The following is a 16108-nucleotide window of genomic DNA, read 5'->3' on the forward strand; positions in this document are numbered from 1 at the left end:
CGCCCCTCCGAAGGAAGGAGCAGAAGCAATGCCCCGCCTCACCACCCTCACGCCCGACACGGCGGTCGGCGCCTCGCGCGACCTCCTCGCCGACCTGGTCTCCCGTCATGGCCGGATCGGCGACATGGTCTCCACGATGGCCCACTCACCGGCCGTCCTGGGCGGATACCTCCAGCTCAGCCGGGCCATGGGCCGCGCCAAACTCGACCGCCGGATCAGCGAACGGATCTCGATCGCCGTACAGGTGCAGCAGGGCTGCGGGCTCTGCCTCGACGCCCACGTCAGCGCCGCCCGCGCGCTCGGAGTGGACGAGGAGGAGATCGAGCGAGCCCGTACGGGAACCTCGGCCGATCCCGCGATCGCGGCGATCACCACCCTCGCCCTCCAGATCTACCGCGAACCGACGTCGATCACCGACGAACAGGTCACCGCGCTGCGCGCGCACGGCTACAGCGACCGCGCGATCGCCGATGTCGTCGGCGTCGTCGCACTGAACGTCCTCACCGGCGCCTTCAACCTCCTCGCCGGTCTCACACCGGGGAGTGACGCCGGTGCGTAGCGAGGACACCCCTGCCTGCACTCGCGGGGCACGGCCGCCACCCCGGGGCCGCGCCCCGCCGCATGGACACGGAAGGAACCTGTCATGCGACTGTTCGCCATCCGCGACTACCGCCATCTGTTCGGCGCCCAGGTCATCGCACTCTTCGGAACCGGGCTGACCACGGTGGCCCTCGGCCTTCTCGCCTACGACCTCGCGGGCCCCCGCGCCGGGACGGTCCTCGGTACCGCGCTGACCATCAAAATGGTCATGTACGTGGTCATCGCCCCGGTGGCCGCCGCGTACATCGACCGGCTCCCCAGAAGAGCTGTCCTGGTCGTCCTCGACGCAATCCGCGGCGCGGTCGTCCTCGCGCTGCCGTTGGCCGGCGAGGTCTGGCACGTCTATGTCCTGATCGGGCTGCTCCAGGCCGGCTCCGCGGCGTTCACCCCGACGTTCCAGGCGGTCATCCCCGACATCGTCACCGACGAGTCCGCCTACACGCGGGCGCTGTCCGCCTCCCAGGTCGCCTCCACCATGGAGAGCTTGCTCAGCCCCGTCCTGGCGGCCGTCGCCCTCACCTTCATGAGCTTCGATCGGCTGTTCCTGGGCACGTCCGCCGGGTTCCTCGTCTCCGCCTTCCTCGTCCTGTCGACCCGCATCCCCGACGCTCGCCCGAGCACCCACACGAAGGCATGGGACAAGGCGGCGGCAGGCATCAGGACCTTCTTCACCACACCGCGGCTGCGCGGCATCATGGCGCTGAACCTCACGGTGGCGGCCGCAGGCTCGATCGTCGTCGTCAACACCGTCAACTACGTCCGCGACGAGCTCGGCGGCACCCAGTCCGACGTCGCCTGGATGCTCGCCGCCTCCGGCACCGGAACGCTCCTGGCCGCTCTTGGCCTGCCCCGCGTACTGGACCGGATCGCCGCCCGCACCGTGATGACGACCGGCTCCGGAGTCCTGGTCGCGGGCACGATCGCCGCGGTCGTGCTCATCGCGGCCGGCCTCACCTCGTGGATCGGTACGGCGCTCATCTGGACCGTGATCGGCATCGGCATGGCGCTGATCATCACGCCGACCGGCAAGGTCCTGCGCGCCTCCGCAGGGCACAGCGCCATCCCCGAGGTGTTCGCCGCCCAGTTCTCCCTGTCGCACCTGGCCTGGCTGATCACCTATCCGGTAGCCGGCTTGATCGGCACGAACGCCGGCTTCACCGCCGCCTGGACCATCCTCGCGGCCCTTGCCGCGGCAGGAGCGACGGCCTCCCTCCTCCTGTGGCCGCGCCACGACGGGCCAGAATCCGCCAGGACGCCTGCGGAAATCACTCAGCACACCTTGAGTGGTGATCCAGCCACCCTGGTCAGGGCTGCGTGAAGCGCCACGTCCCACGCGCTGATCGTCAGGCGGCGTTCCTTCCACGACGGCTGACCAAACACCGGAGGGGGACGTCTCCGTGCCCTTTCAGAGCTGGATGGACTTCGTCTCGAGGAATTCCGCGAGGCCGTGTCTGCCCATCTCCCGGCCGATGCCGGACTGCTTGTAGCCACCGAACGGAGCGAGCGGGTTGAAGGCGCCGCCGTTGACGTCGATCTGCCCGGTACGGACCTGCCGCGCGAAGGCGAGCGCGCGATCCTGGTCGGCCGACCAGACCGCGCCGTGCAGGCCGAAGGCGGAGTTGTTCGCGATAGCCAGGGCTTCGTCGTCACCCTGGAACGGGATGATCGAGAGAACGGGGCCGAAGATCTCCTCCTGGGCGATCACCGAGTCCGGGTCGACTCCGCCGAACACGGTCGGCCGTACGAAGTAGCCGCGCTCGAAGCCTTCGGGCGCCGCGCTTCCGCCGGTCACCAGGCGCGCGCCGGCTTCGATGCCTTGTCTGATGAATCCGTGTACCCGGTCGCGCTGGGCGCCGGACACCAGCGGGCCGAGCTTGGTCTTCGGGTCGAGCGGGTCTCCGGGCACGAAGCCCTCCGCGATGCTCTTCGCCAGTTCCAGTGCCTCGTCGTGGCGCTGGGCGGGGACGAGCATGCGGGTCCAGGCGGTGCAGGTCTGCCCCCCGTTGAGGAACGCATTGGCCACGCCCACCTTCACCGCAGTACTGAGATCGGCGTCGTCGAGGATCACGTTCGCGGACTTGCCGCCGAGTTCGAGCGTGACGCGCTTGATGGACCGTGCTGCGAGCTCGGCGACACGGGCACCGCCGCGAACGGAACCCGTGAACGAGACGACGTCCACCTCGGGGTGGGTCACCAGTGCCTCTCCCACGCCCGGGCCATAGCCGCTGATCAGGTTCACCACGCCGGGCGGGAAACCAGCCTCGTGAAGGGCGTCGAACAACTGGTATGCGGCAAGGGGGGCCACCTCACTCGGCTTGACCACCACGGTGCAGCCGGCGGCGAGCGCGGGCGCGATCTTGCAGGTGATCTGGTGCAGGGGGTAGTTCCACGGCGTGATCGCCGCGACGACACCCGCGGGTTCGGTGAGGACGAGCGAGTTCCCGATCCGCTCTTCGGCCTCGTCTTCCTGCAGCAGGTCGATGTAGCCGGCGATGTCGGTCAGAGGGAGTGCGGCCTGGATCCGGGTGGCGATACGCATCGGCGTGCCGACGTCGGTGGCGATCGTTTCGGCGATCTGCGCCGACCGCTCGGCGAGGCCGCGGTGCAGCTTGCGCAGGTACTCCGCCCGCGCGGCGCGGGATGTCGCGGCCCAAGCGGGGAACGCCGCGCGTGCTGCCCGCACTGCCCGTTCCACATCCGCGGCAGTGCCGTTGGGGACGACACCGATCACTTCCTCGGTGGCCGGGTTCTCGACGGCGATCGTCTCCGCCGCGCCCGGCACCCACGTTCCGCCCACATAGGTCGCATTGCGATCGATCAAGGTGGCCTCCTGCCCCGACCTCGTCTGTCTTCTCGTAGAACGACGTGGTCCTGTGTCTTCTCGTAGAACGACGTCGTCCTGTGTCTACTCGTAGAACGACGTCGTCCTTGTTTCACGGTGGGTTCGGCATTCCCCGAGGCGCTCCGGATGTCGCAGGCCGACGCAGTCTCGAACCCGGCGGCGAGAGCCCGTCCGTTCAGCATGGGTGTCCAGCAGGTCCCCCAATGGGCCGCCACCGTGGGGCCTAGCCGGACCGCCCTGCTCGACCCCGGTCTCCTCTCGGCAACCGCCGGCCCTTCCGAAGGGCCGGCAGGTTCTCGCACATCCCGGCTCGGACCGGCGCGCCCGGGGCGGCCGCGGTCGAGCGTGTCAGGTTCGGTCGGCTGCGGCCGTCCGGTCGAGGAACCGTCGCAGGCCGGTACGGACACCGTCCGTGGGGACGGTGCCGGCAAAGCATGCCGCCTCGACCGCCAGGCCCTCGTCGATCGGCAGGTTGATACCACGGGTGACCGCGCGCAGGCAGGCCGCTACGGCCGTCGGTGCGTGCCGGATGATCCGCGCGGCCAGGTCCCGCGCGGCGTCCATGAGCTCGTCGGCCGGCACGACGGTGTTGACGAGACCCAGCTCGGCGGCTCGGGCGGCCGGGATCGGGTCGCCGGTCAGGATCATCTCCAAACCGCGCTTGCGGCCGACGTGCCGCGGCAGGCGCTGGGAGCCGCCGAAGGGAGGCGGAAAGCCGAGGGAGATCTCGGGTTTGGCGAAGGTCGCATGCTCGGCGGCGATCGCGAGCGGGGCGGCCTCGGTGATCTCGCAGCCACCGCCGTAGGCGAGGCCGTTGACCGCGACGATCACCGGCTTGGGGAACTCCTCGATCCGCCGGGTCAGCGCGTGGCCCCGGCGGACGATCTCGCGCAGCGCGCGTTCGGGCCCGCCGGTAATGCTGGCCGCAAGCGAAGGGATGTCCGCCCCCGCGCTGAACGCCCTGCGCCCGGCGCCGGTCAGGACGACCGCCCGGATGCCGTCGTCGGAGTCGATGAGGTCGAGCTGCGCGAGCAGCGCGTCGATCGTCGGATAGTCCAGGGCGTTGAGCTTCTGCTCCCGGTCGATGGTGATCACTACGACCTGGTCGTCCCGCTCGATGCGCACGGTCATGCCGGGTTACTCCGTTTCGCCTGGGTTCGGACTTACCGAGGCTACGACCCGCGATCCAGGACGATCCATTAATTGTCCTGGATACAATGGAGCTCGTCTTCCACCCTTCTCCGCGACGGACAGCAGGTGCCGCATGCGACCGCCCTCCTACAAGGCCGTCGTCCACGAGTTCGCCGCGGCCATCCGCTCCGGCGCGATCCCGGCCGGCGCCCGGCTCCCGACACACCGCGCTCTCGCCCGCGAGCGGCGGATCGCGCTGGCCACGGCCACCCGCGTCTACGCCGAACTGGCCGCTTTGGGCCTGGTCGTGGGAGAGCCGGGCCGGGGAACGTTCGTCCGGGTGCGCTCCGGCTACGACGGGCTCGAACCATCACGCACTCTGCCGGTGCCCCGGACGGCGGACCTGTCGTTCAACCAGCCCCTGGCCCCCGGGCAGGCCGACCAGCTGCGGCAGGCCCTGCGCACCATGGCGACGTCAGGAGACGTCGAGGCGCTGCTGCGCCAGCACCCGCCGGGCGGACACCGCCACGACCGGGCGATCGTGGCGACCTACCTGCTGGGGCGGGGGATCGACACAGTGCCGCACAACGTCCTGCTGACCAGCGGGACCCAACAGGCGCTCGACATCGTGCTGCACACACTCACCCGGCCCGGTGACGTCCTCGCCGTCGACGCGCTCACCTACCCGGGCATCAAGCTCCTCTCCTCGGCACACGACCTCGACCTGGCTGCCATCCCCGTCACAGCCACGGGACCGGACCTCGACGCACTCGATCAGCTGTGCCGCACCCGTCCCGTCCGCGCGATCTACACGATCCCGACCGTGCACAACCCACTCGGCTGGGTGCTCGACCGGGAGCAGCGCGACCGGCTGGCCGCCCTCGCCCGTTCACACAACTGCCTGATCATCGAGGACGGCACCTACGCGTTCCTCGAACCCTCGCCGCCGCCACCGCTCCAGGCCCTCGCGCCCGAACGCACCTGCTACGTCGCCGGACTGTCCAAGAACGTGGCCCCCGGCCTGCGCTTCGGCTTCGCCGTCCTGCCCGACCGCCATCTGGAAACGGCCACGAGCGGCCTTCGTACCGCGGCCTGGGGAGCCCCGGGAGTCATCACCGCCCTCGCCACCGGCTGGATCGCCGACGGAACGGTCACCCGCCTGGAGGAAGAACGCCGCGAGGACGCAGCCGCCCGGCAGGACATCGCCCGCGCCGCGCTCGCCGACATGGACATCACGGCACACCCGGTCTCATACATCGTGTGGCTCGAACTGAAGTCGCACCAGCGCCCCGATCACGTCGCGACCGTGCTCGCGGCGAAAGGGATCCTCGTGTCAACCGCGGACGCCTTCGCCACCGGACCCCACCGTCCCCGAGCACTCCGACTTGCCCTGGCCACACCACCCCGGGACGAGCTCGGGGCCGCGTTGCGCTGCCTGAAGGACACGATCGACACCATCCCCCCATGACACGGCCCCGAAGTCCTGGCCCGGACACCAGCCGCAGGGTACGGGGATCACGTGTTCGCCGATGTGGCGGTCTCTTGACGAACAGACCGTCGTCGTTCCCGGGACCGGCATCCTCGACATCGTGGTCCCGCCCCTGGCCCGCTCGCTCGCGGCCGTCCGTCCACGAACACACACACCAGGAAGGAAATTACGCCTTTCTGCGCAGGCCCCACCCGAGAACCCTCGCGGCGAGTAACGAAAGCCGGATCTCAGCACTGCTCCGACCGGTCACCCCAGCCCCGCCCATTCGCGCGAGTTCCAAGTGTGCTGTCTCAAGACGTTGGTTCCACGAAGTCCTCGATGGTGAGCTGCCGCGGGAGGGTGTCGAGCGGTTCCGGCGGCTGGTCGAAGGTGAAGCGGTAATCGCTGCCGGAGGTTCGGCTGCGTGCCCAAGCTCACCTCATGGGTATGAATTCGGGCAGGGTGAGGGCCGAATGGGCCGGTCGTCCCTCCGTGGAGGGCATGGCGCTGAGATTGCGCAGCATGGCATTGCGCTGCTCCAGTGCCCGGGCGGTGGTCGGGAAGAGCGCGGCATCGCCCTCGCCGACCTGCTCCTGGTTCAGGGTTACAAACTCACGCGTATTGCGTTCGTAGGCAGCGAAGCCCGCGGTGTGGTCCCGGTCGGCCAGGGAACCGGCGAGCATGTACGCGCCGACGAGCGCGAGGCTGGAACCCTGTCCGGTAAGGAAAGAGGGTGCGTACGCGGCGTCGCCCACCAGCGCGACCCTGCCGCTGGACCAGCGGGGCATGCGAATCTGGCTGACCCCGTCGAAGAACAGGTCATCCGCGTCGCGCATGGCGGCAAGCATGCCCGGGACCTCCCATTCCGCGTCGGCGAAGGCCGTGGCGACCAGGTCCCGTTGGGCTTCCGGGTTCCGGAATACGTCGAGCGGCGGTTTCGGGTGGGCGAAGTTCAGGAAGGCGTGCACCTCGTCGTTGTCCTCCACGGCGTAGAGTGCCGCGGCTCTGCCCGGGGTGTTCCACATCATGAGCTCGCGGGAGAGTCCGAAGGTGTTGCGCATGGTGAAACCGGCGAGCGCGCGGCGCTTGGGCGTGGTGGCCATGATGGTGATTCCTTCGCTTTCCTGTGTTCCCCCGCCGGATGGTGTGGTGGCCTTGGGAGCCGGTCGCCGCCGACGGCGACGGCGACCGGCTCCCAGTCGGCCCAGGTCCGCAGCCGCTCGGCGTACAGGTTCTTGACGATGTGGGTGGGCGCGGCGCCGAACAGCACGCGCAGCGGCAGCTGTTCGGCGTCGACGACCTTCAGCAGCGCTGCGGCGACGGCCTTCGGGTCGCCGGACTTGGTCTCGGCGGCCATCGCGGCCAGTGCGTCCTGGATCGGCTGGTAGACGTCGATCGGCGCGGCGTGCGCGGCGGAGGCGCCGGCCCAGTCGGTGCCGAAGCCGCCCGGTTCGACCAGGGTGACCTTGATGCCGAAGGCGGCGACCTCCTGGGCGAGGGACTCGGTCATGCCTTCCAGGGCCCACTTCGTGGCGTGGTAGAGGCCGAGGGACGGGAAGGCGGCGACGCCGCCGACGGAGGAGATCTGCACGATGTGCCCGCTGCCCTGGCCGCGCAGGATGGGCAGCACGGCCTGGGTGACGTTCAGCGCGCCGAGGAAGTTGGTGTCCATCTGCGCGCGGGCCTGCTGCTCGCTGACCTCCTCGACCATGCCGAACAGGCCGTAGCCGGCCCACCCGCATGCCCCCAGGCCCGGATCACCGGCCAAGGGCCGTCCCGTGATCCCTGGTGGATCAGCGCACGGCGTCGGATGCGGTGCATCGCAAGGCGGAGGGGCGCCCGCATACTGGGTGCATTCGGGCGATCCGACAAGGCGACGAGGTGCCGTCGCCGTCGTCGTGCGCCCGCCAGGGATTGCGGGACAGCCTTCAGGTGAGGGCCCTCGCACAACCGAGCCACAGGTATCACGTACGATGCGTGCGACCCTCATAAAGATCACTTAAGAGGATGTACACGTCATGGGAATCCGTGCTCCGTATCGTTTCCTTCGCGGCATACCTGCCGTTGCCGCCCTGCTCGCGATCAGTGCGGTGGGATGCTCGGACGTCTCCGACGCCGTCGACAGCGCCAAGGACGGCGCGAAGAAGGTGGCTCGTCAGCGCTCGGTGTTCTCGCTGGACGTCGGCGACTGCTACAACCCGAACGGCAAGGCCGAGGGGACGGCGTACGCCGTCGAGATCGTGCCCTGCGACGAGGCGCACGAGGGCCAGGTCGTCGGCGAGTTCGCGATCGACAAGGGCAAGGAGTACCCCGGCGACGACGGGGTCTCGACGATCGCGGACACCCGCTGCCCGGTCGAGGCGCAGAAGTACGCCCCGGACACCTGGGCGCTCCCCAAGGGCGTCGCCCTCTTCTACTACACCCCGACCAAGGACAGCTGGGTGACGGGTGACCGCGCGGTGAGCTGCACCTACACCGCGGAGAAGGGCACGTTCAGCGGCTCGCTGGACACCGCGAAGTCCCTCAAGCCCGAGCAGACCACGTACCTCAAGGGTTCGAACGCGGTCTACGAGGCCCTGTGGGCGAACCAGTCCGAGAAGGACGCCGTCGAGGAGGACCTGGCCGGCTACAAGGCGCAGGCCAAGGCCGTCGCGGCCGCCCTCGACGCACACGTCAAGGGCCTGGACGGCATCGGGGGCACCGAGGTCGGCAAGCTCCGCGCGACGCTGACGAAGGCGGCCGGGAACTGGAAGAAGGCCGCGAACGCCGCTGACGCCGACACGTTCTACATCGCCTACGACCCGGCCTTCGCCGACATCGACCCGAACAAGTCGGTCGCCGCCCGCAAGGAACTGGGCCTGGCGACCACCGTCCCGGCCGACGAGGCCGAGGTCTGGGCGGGCTGACCTCCCTCGGAGTAGCGGGGCCGTGTCCGCCGGCTCGACTTGGCCCCGCAGAGCCGTGTTGTTGGCACGCGGGGTAGCGGTTGGTTCCGCGACCTGTTCGATCGCCGTCACCGGATCGCCTCCCGTGAAGCGACCTGCGGATCGTGATCGCCGCAGGGCTCGTGATCGTTGGCGCCGTTGTGGTCCTCCTGGTTCTGGGCGGGATGCCGGGATCGTGGCGCCGTCGTGATGGGCCGTGAAGTGCCGCATCGTCATGTCGCCCCTCTCGCCCGCTCCGCCTCGACGGACTGTGGCGCGACGAGGACATCCGGTGGCGGCGTCCGGCGACTGTGCCGAACCCCCCTGCCCGGCCCCGGATTCCGCGCCTGCGGCGCCGCGGGCGCGGTGGCGGCGTTGTGGAAGTCCGGTGCGGGGTCGACGACGGTCCGCTGTGGCGGTACAGCGGGGTCCGGACGGTCTCGGGGCAGCCGTCGAGATCCGGCGCCTGTTCGAGGATGCGGTACAGCACACTGTGCCCGTTGCCGCCGAACGCGGGTCGCGCTGTGGCAGCGTACGCGGCGATGGTGCCGAGCGCGAAGACGTCGACGGCCTCGGTGAGGCTCTCGCCCCTGATGTACTCGGGCGCCATGTAGCCGGGCGTCCCGGCCAGCATGCCCGTACTCGTCACCGATGTGACGTCCGCGGCCCGGGCGATCCCGAAGCCGATGACCTTGGGGCCGTCGGCGCTGAGGAGGATGTTGGAGGGCTTCAGATCGCGGTGGATCACCCCGGCCGCATGGATGGACTGCAGTGCCTCGGCCACCTGCGCCGTCAGCGCCAGCACCGCCTCTACCGCCAGCGGCCCCCGCGCGGCCACCGCGTCGTGCAGGGCCGGCCCGGGGACGTACGCCGTGGCCAGCCACGGTTCGTCGGTGCCCAGATCCGCGTCGACGACCGGCACGGTGTAGAGGCCCTGCACCCGCCGGGCCGCGGTGCCCTGAAGGACGACCCCGGCCCGGCGACGGACCGCCGCGGGCTCGCGGGCTTCGATCTGCGTCGGATCGAGACCTGGCAGTCGTCCCGCCTGGTCTGTGTGCCCGAAGCGCGCTCACACTCGACGAGAGCGGGTACGCACGGGTCAAGCCGCGGCTGATGGTACGGCGCCGGCGGTGCGAGTCCGCTGCTCGGTCACGGCCCGGTGTCGGCTCACGCGGTGCACTCCGCACCCGGTGCTCACCGGTTGCCGCACCGCCGTGCGGATGAGTACGCACCCGGTACGGGCAGGGGGAACCCGACGGCTGGGAACGGCCCACGCCGGAAACCGGGCACAGTTGCTTCCGTCCCGGCGCCGGCCGGGCCGACCGTGTCCTGTTCAGCCGGGCTGCACGACGGTGGTGATCCTCCCGGTCCCGAGGTCGTACGCGTAGCCGCCGATCTTGATGTTGCCGATGGCCGACGCGAGCTCGGGTGCCGCGCGCAACTTGGCGATGTCCTTCTGAACCGTCTTGGACGGCTCCAGGACGGCCATCTCCGAGGAGGTCTGTTCGTCCCAGCCGCCGCGGGCGGCGTAGCCGGCGCGTAGACCGTCGTCGGCGAGAAATGCCGAGCCGCAGTCGGTGTGGTGGATGACGGCGATCTCGAACCAGTCCGCGTCGGGGGTCTTGTTCTCGTGCAGGTGCACGATCCAGGCGAGGTCCTTGATGATCGCCGGCGTCACGCGGCCTCCGACGTTGCGTGCGACGATCGCTTCTCCGAGCCGGACGCCCAGCACGGCCGCGGGCTCCACGCGCGGATCGATGCAGATGATCAGGTACAGCTGCTTGAAGGGGACGAACGGGATCCGGGGGACGTCGGCCTGGGCACCGGAGGCCGCGAAAGCCTGGTTGTGCTCCAGGTACGGGGTGAAGTTCGACATGGCTGATCCTTTCCGGGAGGCGGTGGCGGCCTGGGGCTGTGAGACCGGCACCGTATGCGTGCTGTCGATCTCCGCGGGGCGCGAGCCGGCCCGTTCGGCCATGAACCGCACGACAGCAAGCCGTCCCAGGCGCCACCATCGCCCACGAGGGGGTCATGCGCCAGGCGGGCTCGCCCGGCAGGGGAGAGCTGAGCGTCGCCGGCCTGAAGGCCCACGCGAACGACCGCCTTCGTCCGAAGTCGGCGCACGCTCGTGATCCGCCGGACCGGACCCGGACATGGGGGGTGAGCGCGCGGGAGTGCCGTGCATCGCGACGCTGTGCAGTCTCGGGGACGGCGGTGACGATGCACGGCGCAGCCGGTGCGCACTGGCTGCGCCCACGTGGAGTGCAGTATGTCGTCGGTGCGCACCGCCGCATCGGGTGCGCGGCATCGGATGCACTCGGTGGCCGGCTTCTCGTCCGCGGCGCCGGCCGGGCTGCCGCGGGCGGTGCGCGTACCGGTCGTCCTTACGCGCCGGGTGCAGTCCGTAGGCGTCGTCCCGGTCGGCGTAGCGGTTCATGGTGGCGCGGGCGCGGTCGGCCGCGCCCGCGGTGAATGCGTTTTGGAGGTGGTGCGGCCGCTCGGCGGTGAGGTGGCGGGCTGTGCCTGGTGGACTGCCGTCGTACCGGGGCCGCGAGGACGGTGGGTGGAAGCAGACCTTCACCGACCTGCGGCTCTGCGCGGCGATCGTGGACCGGGTCGCCTTCGACGCGCACATCATCGAGACCGGCACCGACAGCTTCCGTCTACGGAGGGCAGCGCCCAGCCCACAGGCTTTCGCGCCCGCCGCGGCCGATACGCAACCGCACCGCAACCCTGTGGCACCTCTGGTGTCAGTGGTGTCTTCCCCGGCCGCAGTGGTCGGTGACGACGTCGGTTGCCGCTCCGGTTGCAGCAGTCGCAGCCGCTGGCGACTGCTGCGGTATCGGCATCGACGCACGTGCGATCGGGAGCGACGGCGGCCACAGCATCGCGCATCGCGCGGGTCGTCCAGCGCGTGGCCCAGCTCATGGCGGATGCGGCGGTCGTCGGACACGGTGATGATCGAGCCGCGGTCGCGCAGGCAGACCAGGTGATTTGACAGCAGGGTGCGGGAGATCTCCAGTGTGTGGGCGAGGCCGGGGCGCCTGACGGGTGTCATGGCGCGCCGCGTGCCCCGGCGCAGCGTCGTCCCGGGCGGGTGAATCCGGGCCTTCGGCACGGGTGGGCAGGGCTCTGTTCCCTACCCGATGCCGCGCCGTGCGAGATCGGCGGCGATGCCGTCCAGGACGCCGGTAAGGCCCGACAGGAAGAGTGCGTCGAGGTCCCAAGGGTCGGCGCCCGCGCGCATCGCGGGGCCGAGTCGTGGGTACGCGCCGGTCTCGTAGAGCGAACGGCGCGCCTCGTCCGTGGCGTTCGCCGGGCGCCGGTCGGTACGGCGAGCCTGCCGTTCCGCCTCCACGTCGCTGACGTAGGTCAGGGCCACCCCTTGCACATAGGAAGCGAACATGAACATGTAACGGAAGGCGTCGGCGGGTTCGAGGCCGAGTCCGTCGAATACGGCGAAGGTGCTCTCGCTGTCCGCGGCGAGTGCCCGGCTGGAGTGCGTGCGGGTCGTCACGAGGACCTTCGACAGGATCCACGGATGGCGGTGGTACAGCTCCCAGTCGCGGCGGGCTGCCCGTTCGAGGCCGTGTCGCCAGTCCCGCGGCGGCGTGTCGGGCAGCGGGGCGTCGGTCAGCGCAGTTTCCACCATCAGGGCCACCAGGTCGTCCTTGGATGCGACGTGCCGGTACAGGGCCATGGTGCTCGCGCCGAGGTCGGTGGCGATCCGTCGCATGGACAGTGCGCCGAGACCCTCCGCGTCCGCGATGGCGATCCCGGCCCGCGTGATGCGCCCGGCGGTGAGATGGGGTGCGCCGGCCTCGCCTTCCGGGGCGCTGTTCTCCGTGCTGCTCGCCTCCGTCGGTGCTTCTGTCTTCCGCGCCCGGTACGCGCGCGCCCGGCAGGCATGGGAGCAGAAGCGCCGCGGCCGCCCCCGCTCCGCAGGCGCCAGATCTTTCCCACAGGCCGCGCAGACCATCCGCTCCGGCATCGCCACACCCCTTTTCGTCACACCCCGCATGCGTGACGAAATCCTAACTCGCCAACGAGGCGAACGGTCCGGGCGGGCTGTCATCGGCTTCCGAAACGTGTTTGCCGTCCCGGACGCCCGTATGCGTATGCTGTACATGACGATGCGTACTAAGTACGCATGGAGTGACGTAACTGATTCCGGCCGGTCCGCCCCAGCGGTCGGTCAAAGGAGCACGAGTGAAGGACATGACGCAAGGAAACAAGAAAGCCGGTACCCGGCAATGGATCGGACTCGCTGTCCTGGTGCTGCCGTGCATCTTGGCCTCCATGGACATGTCCGTCATGTTCGTCACGCTCCCGTCGCTGTCGGCCGACCTTCAGCCCAGCAGTTCGCAACAGCTGTGGATCATGGACTCGTACGGGTTCCTGCTGGCTGGTCTGCTCATCACGATGGGCACTCTCGGAGACCGGATCGGGCGGCGACGAGTGCTGCTGACCGGCGCCGCGGCCTTCGGCCTCGCCTCGGTCCTCGCGGCCTACTCGACCAGCCCCGAAATGCTCATCGCGACCCGCGCCCTCATGGGCATCGCCGGAGCCTCGCTGGCCCCCTCCACCCTCTCCCTGATCCGGAACATGTTCCTCGACGAACGGCAGAGGGCCACCGCCGTTGGCGTCTGGACGGCCGGTTTCGCCGGCGGCGCCGTCGTCGGCCCGATCATCGGCGGTCAATGCCGACGAACGGCCCGCCAGAACGCCCACATCGTAGATGTGCGGTCGTAGGACGCCACGATTCGACCGCACGCTCAAGCCCTGGCTCACCGGGAAGCGGCACCCGCCGAGGTCGAACCTCGACCGGATCGATGCCGCCTACCAGACCGTGCGACGTCAGAACGTCGCCGATCACCTCCTGCGCCGTCTCAACCGCTGCCACCGGCGCCGGCCAACGCGATGCCGCCGCCTCCGTCGTGCTCCTCCACCGGTGCCTGTCCTGCGGCGAGCTCAGCGCCAACCGCGTCGTCAGCGACGTCGACGCACTGGCCCTGGTACGCCTGGCGCTCAAAACTGCCAGACACCAGCACCGCCCACCGCATGCTGCTCGCGCTGTGGCCGAGCCCCGCCTTCCTGCGTCGTGTGACAGAACACCGATGCCTCCACGTCCACGATTCCTTCAGCTCGTCAGGAGAAGCAATGCGCCCCATGACCAGGGAAGAGGTTCGCGGCGCGATCGTGAACCGGGACCCCGCCGCAAAGAGGGTCCGACTTCCCGTCTGGTTCGACGACGTCCGGTGGCACCGGATCGACTACCTCGGGTGGCGGGATCTGCGCGCTCCGAAGCTCGCCTACCTCGTCACCGAGGCCGACGGCCAGGCGTTGGGAGTGCTGCTGCGGCAGGCGCCGAATGAAGCCGCACTCGGATCGCGCGCGGTGATGTGCGACCTGTGCCGGTCCTCCCGCCGGTTCAACGAGGTTTCGCTGTTCACCGCTCGACGCCCGTCACGCGACAAACGCGAACGCCTGAACGCGCTCGGCCTTCTCCTGTGCACCGATCTCGACTGTGCGGTCAAGGTGAACGCCAAGCCGATCCGCCAAGGATTCGATCTCCCGGTCGACGACCACGTCGAGGCACGCCGCGAAGGCTTGCGTGCACGCACGATCGCCTTCATTCGTTCGGTTTCCGACACCGAACGAACCACGCGACACAGAAGGTGATACCGGGCCCGGTAGGGCGGGAATCTTGTCGAGTCGGCGCATCCTGGTTCGCGTCGGGCCGGCGGCGGCGCAGGATAGTGGCGATGCGGCGGATCCAGGCTGTGCGGTGGGGCAGGGTCTGGTAGGTCTCGACGGTGCATGCGGCGGCCTCCAGTGTTGCGGTGAGCTGAAGTCGGCTGTGGTCGCCTGGCGAGCGGGTGTCGAGCAGGGCGAATCGCTTGCAGACGAATCAGCGCCCCGGACACGCAGGCAGCAGCGAGGCCGTCTCCGTACCGCCGGTCGTCATCGGCTTCCGGGATGCCGCGGGCCAAGGCGTGGCGGACTGTCCCGTCTCACTCGCGCAGTTCCGACGCATGGTCGGGGACGTACGTCTGAAGGTCCCTCGGCGGACGTTGGTATCCGGTGGCCGGCGGGCGCCGGGGCAGTTCGATCGGCGGCCAAGTGACCTCCTCGTACGGCACGGTCGACAGCAGATGGGCGATCATGTTCAGCCGAGCCCGGTGCTTGTCGTCACTCTCGACCACGTACCAGGGAGCTTCCGAGATGTCCGTGTGGACGAACATCTCGTCCTTCGCCCGCGAATAGGCCTCCCAGCGGCTGATCGATTCCAGGTCCAGCGACGAGAGCTTCCACCGGCGCGTGGGATCCTGCAGTCGGCGCCGGAACCGCTGCTCCTGCACGGCGTCGCTCACCGAGAACCAGTACTTACGCAACAAGATGCCGTCCTCGACCAGCATCCGCTCGAAGATCGGACACTGCCGAAGGAACCGCTGGTGTTCCTCCATCGTGCAAAAGCCCATGACGCGCTCGACGCCCGCGCGGTTGTACCAGCTCCGGTCGAGCAGGACCACTTCCCCAGCGGCTGGAAGATGCTCGACATAGCGCTGGAAATACCACTGTCCGCGCTCGCGCTCGGTGGGCCGAGGCAGCGCGACGATGCGTGCCACCCGAGGATTGAGGAACTCGGTGACGCGCTTGATGGTGCTGCCCTTGCCCGCCGCGTCACGTCCTTCGAACACAACGACGAGCCGTGCGCCTTCGGCCCGCACCCACTCCTGAAGCTTCACCAGCTCGGTCTGGAGCCGGTACAGCTCCCGCTCGTACAACGAGCGCGGCAGCCTTCCGGGCCCACCCGGGTCTTTCTTGTCCGACATGGGATGACGTTATGGAAGAGATCACGCTCGAAGTCAAGCGTCAGCGCCGAGCCGGTTTCGTGCCCCGAGCCAGTGCGAGATGCCCGACGACGCAGCTCGACTCTCCACTGGTCCCGGTAGCAGTGCGTGGCGGTGCGCGCACTGCATCCCCACCAGCTAGTGCCGCATCAGGCAAGGTTTGACCGGAAGGAGCGTCGTCCGGTGCTTCCCCGAGCTCTCAGCCTTGTTCGAGCAGGGGAGACCCCATTGATCGCAAGGCGGCCGAAAGCCCTCGGATGGGGTCTCCCCTGCTCGAACGAAGTCGAGA

General features: G+C 69.5%; 12 protein-coding genes and 5 pseudogenes. 8 read left to right on the top strand and 9 right to left on the bottom strand.

The features are described from left to right. Positions 1-28 precede the first annotated feature (28 nt). The gene (locus ACFYY6_RS36100) at positions 29-559 is read left to right on the top strand and encodes a carboxymuconolactone decarboxylase family protein (RefSeq protein WP_351635489.1); all 531 of its coding nucleotides are present in this window, start codon (positions 29-31) and stop codon (positions 557-559) included. Between the two features lie 84 nt (positions 560-643). Continuing rightward, positions 644-1918 carry an MFS transporter gene (locus ACFYY6_RS36105; protein WP_351635486.1) on the top strand — a complete coding sequence of 425 codons (1275 nt, stop codon included), beginning with the start codon at positions 644-646 and terminating at the stop codon, positions 1916-1918. An 87-nt stretch (positions 1919-2005) separates the two neighbouring features. Here the strand turns inward: ACFYY6_RS36105 and ACFYY6_RS36110 are convergent, their stop codons facing one another. Together ACFYY6_RS36110 and ACFYY6_RS36115 are read right to left on the bottom strand one after the other, a co-directional pair. Next, on the bottom strand, positions 2006-3421 hold the full coding sequence (locus ACFYY6_RS36110; protein ID WP_351522429.1) for an aldehyde dehydrogenase family protein: 1416 nt from the start codon (positions 3419-3421) through the stop codon (positions 2006-2008). A 369-nt stretch (positions 3422-3790) separates the two neighbouring features. After that, on the bottom strand, positions 3791-4573 hold the full coding sequence (locus ACFYY6_RS36115) for a crotonase/enoyl-CoA hydratase family protein (RefSeq protein WP_351522430.1): 783 nt from the start codon (positions 4571-4573) through the stop codon (positions 3791-3793). A gap of 133 nt (positions 4574-4706) precedes the next feature. Between ACFYY6_RS36115 and ACFYY6_RS36120 the strand changes: the two genes are divergently transcribed. After that, positions 4707-6041 carry a PLP-dependent aminotransferase family protein gene (locus tag ACFYY6_RS36120; RefSeq protein WP_386610064.1) on the top strand — a complete coding sequence of 445 codons (1335 nt, stop codon included), beginning with the start codon at positions 4707-4709 and terminating at the stop codon, positions 6039-6041. 434 nt (positions 6042-6475) lie between these two features. Here ACFYY6_RS36120 and ACFYY6_RS36125 read toward each other — a convergent pair. After that, positions 6476-7114, bottom strand: a pseudogene (locus ACFYY6_RS36125) (FAD-dependent oxidoreductase); the annotation flags it as partial. Further along, positions 7066-8031: an SDR family NAD(P)-dependent oxidoreductase gene (locus tag ACFYY6_RS36130; protein ID WP_389197433.1), complete on the bottom strand. Its 966-nt coding sequence runs from the start codon at positions 8029-8031 to the stop codon at positions 7066-7068. The gene ACFYY6_RS36130 and the pseudogene ACFYY6_RS36125, both read right to left, overlap by 49 nt. 28 nt (positions 8032-8059) lie before the next feature. Between ACFYY6_RS36130 and ACFYY6_RS36135 the strand changes: the two genes are divergently transcribed. Further along, positions 8060-8947 carry a septum formation family protein gene (locus ACFYY6_RS36135; protein ID WP_351522434.1) on the top strand — a complete coding sequence of 296 codons (888 nt, stop codon included), beginning with the start codon at positions 8060-8062 and terminating at the stop codon, positions 8945-8947. A gap of 547 nt (positions 8948-9494) precedes the next feature. Here the strand turns inward: ACFYY6_RS36135 and ACFYY6_RS36140 are convergent. Next, positions 9495-9803, bottom strand: a pseudogene (locus tag ACFYY6_RS36140) (protein kinase); the annotation flags it as partial. Between ACFYY6_RS36140 and ACFYY6_RS36145 the strand changes: the two are divergent. After that, a complete protein-coding gene (locus ACFYY6_RS36145) occupies positions 9723-10079 on the top strand; it encodes a hypothetical protein (protein ID WP_389197435.1) in 357 nt (118 codons plus the stop codon). The pseudogene ACFYY6_RS36140 and the gene ACFYY6_RS36145 sit on opposite strands and share 81 nt — an antisense overlap. Positions 10080-10298: 219 nt before the next feature. On the opposite strand, the gene ACFYY6_RS36150 is transcribed toward ACFYY6_RS36145, so the two are convergent. Further along, a complete protein-coding gene (locus ACFYY6_RS36150) occupies positions 10299-10841 on the bottom strand; it encodes a carbonic anhydrase (RefSeq protein ID WP_351522436.1) in 543 nt (180 codons plus the stop codon). A gap of 682 nt (positions 10842-11523) precedes the next feature. Between ACFYY6_RS36150 and ACFYY6_RS36155 the strand changes: the two are divergent. Continuing rightward, a pseudogene (locus tag ACFYY6_RS36155) lies at positions 11524-11658 on the top strand (ATP-binding protein); the annotation flags it as partial. 148 nt (positions 11659-11806) lie between these two features. Here ACFYY6_RS36155 and ACFYY6_RS36160 read toward each other — a convergent pair. Both ACFYY6_RS36160 and ACFYY6_RS36165 read right to left on the bottom strand, forming a co-directional pair. Beyond that, positions 11807-11999 (bottom strand): annotated as a pseudogene (locus ACFYY6_RS36160) (transcriptional regulator); the annotation flags it as partial. Between the two features lie 105 nt (positions 12000-12104). Beyond that, positions 12105-12956: a TetR/AcrR family transcriptional regulator gene (locus tag ACFYY6_RS36165; RefSeq protein ID WP_351522438.1), complete on the bottom strand. Its 852-nt coding sequence runs from the start codon at positions 12954-12956 to the stop codon at positions 12105-12107. Positions 12957-13183: 227 nt separating this feature from the next. Here ACFYY6_RS36165 and ACFYY6_RS36170 point away from each other — a divergent pair. Next, positions 13184-13663, top strand: a pseudogene (locus ACFYY6_RS36170) (MFS transporter); the annotation flags it as partial. A 363-nt stretch (positions 13664-14026) separates the two neighbouring features. Beyond that, the gene (locus ACFYY6_RS36175) at positions 14027-14647 is read left to right on the top strand and encodes an FBP domain-containing protein (protein WP_389197437.1); all 621 of its coding nucleotides are present in this window, start codon (positions 14027-14029) and stop codon (positions 14645-14647) included. A 332-nt stretch (positions 14648-14979) separates the two neighbouring features. On the opposite strand, the gene ppk2 is transcribed toward ACFYY6_RS36175, so the two are convergent. Further along, a complete protein-coding gene (gene ppk2 / locus ACFYY6_RS36180) occupies positions 14980-15801 on the bottom strand; it encodes a polyphosphate kinase 2 (protein WP_351522442.1) in 822 nt (273 codons plus the stop codon). Positions 15802-16108: the final 307 nt, after the last annotated feature.

The organism is Streptomyces sp. NPDC001750 (genome assembly GCF_042892615.1).
Taxonomy (GTDB): domain Bacteria; phylum Actinomycetota; class Actinomycetes; order Streptomycetales; family Streptomycetaceae; genus Streptomyces.

Coding starts and splice junctions, on each gene's coding strand:
- ACFYY6_RS36100 (WP_351635489.1), top strand. CDS start 29: ATGCCCCGCCTCACCACCCTCACGCCCGACACGGCGGTCGGCGCCTCG.
- ACFYY6_RS36105 (WP_351635486.1), top strand. CDS start 644: ATGCGACTGTTCGCCATCCGCGACTACCGCCATCTGTTCGGCGCCCAG.
- ACFYY6_RS36115 (WP_351522430.1), bottom strand. CDS start 4,573: ATGACCGTGCGCATCGAGCGGGACGACCAGGTCGTAGTGATCACCATC.
- ACFYY6_RS36120 (WP_386610064.1), top strand. CDS start 4,707: ATGCGACCGCCCTCCTACAAGGCCGTCGTCCACGAGTTCGCCGCGGCC.
- ACFYY6_RS36130 (WP_389197433.1), bottom strand. CDS start 8,031: ATGAGGGTCGCACGCATCGTACGTGATACCTGTGGCTCGGTTGTGCGA.
- ACFYY6_RS36135 (WP_351522434.1), top strand. CDS start 8,060: ATGGGAATCCGTGCTCCGTATCGTTTCCTTCGCGGCATACCTGCCGTT.
- ACFYY6_RS36145 (WP_389197435.1), top strand. CDS start 9,723: ATGGATGGACTGCAGTGCCTCGGCCACCTGCGCCGTCAGCGCCAGCAC.
- ACFYY6_RS36150 (WP_351522436.1), bottom strand. CDS start 10,841: ATGTCGAACTTCACCCCGTACCTGGAGCACAACCAGGCTTTCGCGGCC.
- ACFYY6_RS36165 (WP_351522438.1), bottom strand. CDS start 12,956: ATGCCGGAGCGGATGGTCTGCGCGGCCTGTGGGAAAGATCTGGCGCCT.
- ACFYY6_RS36175 (WP_389197437.1), top strand. CDS start 14,027: ATGCTGCTCGCGCTGTGGCCGAGCCCCGCCTTCCTGCGTCGTGTGACA.
- ppk2 (WP_351522442.1), bottom strand. CDS start 15,801: ATGTCGGACAAGAAAGACCCGGGTGGGCCCGGAAGGCTGCCGCGCTCG.